Source organism: Mycobacterium sp. D16Q13 (genome assembly GCF_002013375.1).
In the GTDB taxonomy this organism is placed as follows: Bacteria; Actinomycetota; Actinomycetes; order Mycobacteriales; family Mycobacteriaceae; genus Mycobacterium.
In genome coordinates this window covers 1-3,570 of the sequence record NZ_MAEW01000033.1, presented here as the reverse complement: position 1 = coordinate 3,570, position 3,570 = coordinate 1, and the positions used below count along the sequence as shown (strand labels likewise).

Annotated in this window: 3 protein-coding genes; all 3 read left to right on the top strand. The window is 67.1% G+C overall.

The features are described from left to right. Nucleotides 1-890, top strand: an 890-nt coding sequence (locus B4400_RS24225; protein ID WP_286142493.1) for an ESX secretion-associated protein EspG, incomplete at its 5' end; no start/stop codon positions are given. A gap of 65 nt (nucleotides 891-955) precedes the next feature. After that, nucleotides 956-2,341, top strand: a complete 1,386-nt coding sequence (eccD, locus tag B4400_RS24220; RefSeq protein WP_078313188.1) for a type VII secretion integral membrane protein EccD — start codon at nucleotides 956-958, stop codon at nucleotides 2,339-2,341. Then, a partial coding sequence (gene mycP, locus B4400_RS24215; RefSeq protein WP_078356042.1) for a type VII secretion-associated serine protease mycosin occupies nucleotides 2,338-3,570 on the top strand: 1,233 nt, incomplete at its 3' end. The genes eccD and mycP, both read left to right, overlap by 4 nt.

Genomic DNA, 3,570 nt, shown 5'->3' with positions numbered 1-3,570 from the left:
TTGGTGCTTCTGCACCTGATCGTGCGGAGAACCAGGCCACCCGGTCGCCGGATGCCGTCGAGCTGACGGTCGACCAGGCCTGGTTCCTCGCAGACACGTTGAGCGCCGGCACCTTTCCCTGGGTGCTGGCGATCACGGTCCCCTTCCGGGATGAGGCACAGCGCGCGGGATTCACGGCCCAGCGCGTTCAGGAACTCACCCGGGCCGGCGTCCTGAGCGCCGAGGGTGCGGTGGATCCCGCTGTGGCGGAATGGATCCGTACCGTGTGCCGCCCCGACCGTTGGCTCGAACTGCGATATGTCGCGGCGGGTTCCGAGAATCCGGACGTAATGCGCGGCATCATCGCCCACACGCAATCGCAGGGTCGCCCGCGGACCGTGGTGTCACTGCGTAACGCCCACCTGATCACCTTCACCGCGGTCGATGCCGACGACCCGTCGGCGCTTGTCCCCAGCGTGGTCGCCGGACTGCGATGGCGCGCACCCGCACGGTTCCCCGAATTCACACTGCCCACCCATGTGGGAGCAAAGGCCGACGAGCAGCTGCGTTCCGGCGCCTCATTGGCCGACGTCGTGGGATACCTGGGCGTCCCTCCCGCCGCGCAGGCTGTGGTGGAATCGGCGTTCATCGGCAACCGCAACTATGTCGAAGTGGTTGCTGGGCAACGTAACAACGCAACTCAACAAACCTCCGAGGTGGGCATCAGCGTGGTGGACACCAGCGCTGGCCGCATCCTCGTCAGCCCACACCGCGCAGGGGACGGCACCTGGTTGTCGACCTTTGCCCCCGGAGCCCCATTCGCGATCGCGGTGGCCGTCGAGCAGTTGATGGCCACGCTCCCGAACGGGCACTGGTTCCCCGACGCCCGACTGACCCGAGACTTCGACTGATGCTGTCGCTCTATTAGTTCCCTACTGTGCTCCACCCCCCTATCGAGAGAGTCAAACGAAACACCATGTCTGACAACGCCGTGATGCCCATCGTCCGGGTAGCCGTGCTCGGTGAAGAAAAGCTGACCGAGGTCGCTTTGCCCACTCAGCTGCCGATGCGCGACATCATTCCCGCGGTACACCGGATGGTGGCCCCCGATGCCACTGAGGCCACGCCTCAGCGGCTGAGCCTGGCCCCGGTCAACGGTGCACCGTTCAGTGCCGATGCGACCCTGGACACCGTGGGCGTCGTCGACGGAGACCTGCTCACGTTGCGTCCCACCCCCGTGGGACCCGCCGCACCCGGCATCGTCGAAGACATCGCGGATGCCGCCGTCATCTTCTCCGAATCGCGCAAGCGCCCGTGGGGTGCCGAACACATCGCCCGCATCACCCGCCTGGGTGTCCTCGCATTGATCGTGGCGGCAACGGTTCTGGCCATCGTGCACAGCGTTCGCACCGGCTCGGCGCTGAGCCTTGCCGGCCTGGCCGTGGTGGCGGTTGTCGCCTCGATCGGAGCGTTGGTGGCACACGTGCGCTCACCGCGCCTGGGTGCGGAGTTGGCGATCACCGCACTGGCGCCGATTGCCGGCGCGCTCGCACTCGCCATCCCCGGGGATGGACTGGCCCCGCGCGCCCTCCTGGGTGCCGCCGGGGTGGCAGCGTGGTCGCTGATCTACCTGATCGTGGCGCGTCAGCAGACCGCGTTCTTCACCGCCACCACGGTGCTGTCCCTTGGTATCGCCGGTGCCGCAGGCGCCCAGATCCTGTGGCACCCCTCTCTGCTGGCCGTGGGTAGCGGACTGATCGTCGTGGCACTGCTGGTCACCGTGCGTGCCGCGCAGCTGTCGGCCTTTGCCGCCCGCTTCCCGCTGCCGACCATTCCCGCGCCCGGCGACCCGACGCCCTCCGCTCCGGCGATGTCGGTTCTCAAGGACCTCCCGCGACGCGTCCAGCTCAGCGACTCGCACCAAAGCGGATTCATCGCGGGTGCTTCACTTCTGGCCATCCTGGGATCGCTGGCCCTCGTCGGCGGCTCGGCACCGGCAAGCCCCTGGGCCTGGTACCTGGTGGTCGCGGTGAGCGCAGGAGCGGCGCTGCGTGCCCGTGTGTGGGATTCAGCGGTATGTAAGGCCTGGCTGTTGGCGGTGCCGTTCGTGGTGACGTCCACACTGCTGGTGATCTTTACCTTCGCGGGGCGCTACACCGGCGCGCTGGTGGCACTCGCCGTCCTGGCGTTCCTGGTCGCCGCGCTGACTGTCGTGGTGTTCAACCCGAAGATCGGTGAGGCAGAAAGCTATTCGCTGCCCAGCCGGCGCCTCCTGGGATTCCTCGCCTCGGGCATCGACGCCTCGCTGTTGCCGGTCATCGCATACCTCACCGGGCTGTTCACCTGGATCCTCAACCGATGATCCGATTCATGTCCGTGGGCGCCGTCGCCGCGATGCTGCTGGCGCTGTCTCCTATGACAGCTCCTGCCGCGTACGCGGTGACCCGCCCAGAGGCTGATCCCGCTGCGCTGCCTCGAGATTCAGCCCCCAGTGCTACCGCCGGCATGCAATCCGCTGCGTGCAGCACCACTGTGTTGATGCCCGGTACGGGCACAAGCGGAAAACCGTCCGAGGAGCTCGAGGCGGCATGGCGCTTCTCTCGCGGTGAGGGGCAAAGCGTCGCCATCATCGACACCGGAGTGCAACCGAGCTCACGGCTGCATGTCGAAGGCGGGGGCGACTACGTACAGTCCACCAACGGACTCACCGACTGCGACGGGCACGGGACCATGGTCGCGGGGATCATCGGTGGCCAGCCCGGCCCTGACGGATTCTCCGGCATCGCACCCGCATCCAAGCTGATCTCGATTCGCCAGGAGTCCTCGAAGTTCTCCCCGCGAATCACCGGTGGTGATCCCACCACCAACGGCGCCACCCACTTTGTCAACACACTGGCCCGATCCATCGTGCACGCCGCGAACCTCGGGGCGCGCGTGATCAACATTTCGTCGGTTGTCTGCGTACCAGCGGCAAAGCCCATCGACCAGGCCGCGCTCGGTGCGGCCCTGCGGTACGCCGTCGAAGAAAAGGACGCTGTCGTCATCGCGGCAGCCGGTGACAGCAGCGGCGGTGGCGCCAACTGCCAACCGAACCCGCTCAGCGGTTCCGGCACCGACCCAAGGAATTGGACTGGGGTGGAATCTGTTTCGGTTCCCTCATGGTGGCAGCCGTACGTGCTGTCGGTGGGATCGGTGTCCGTCGACGGCAGTCCCTCGAAGTTCACGATGTCCGGCCCGTGGGTAGGCATCGCGGCAAATGGCGAGAATGTGATATCGCTGTCCAACGACGATGCGGGCGGGCTGGCCAACGGAATGGTCGGCCAGGACGGCAAGCCGCACCCCCTGCTCGGAACCAGTTATGCGACCGCCTACGTGTCGGGCGTCGCCGCGCTGGTACGCAGCCGATTCCCCGATCTGACCGCGCAGCAGGTTGTTTCGCGACTGCAACGGACCGCTCGTGACGCGGGCCGGTCTCCGTCAAATCTCGTGGGAACCGGAACCGTCGACCCAGTGGCCGCACTCACCTGGGAGGTCCCCGCAGACGGAAGCGCACCGGCCGGCCCCAGCGCCCGCGCGGTCGTTCCGCCGGCC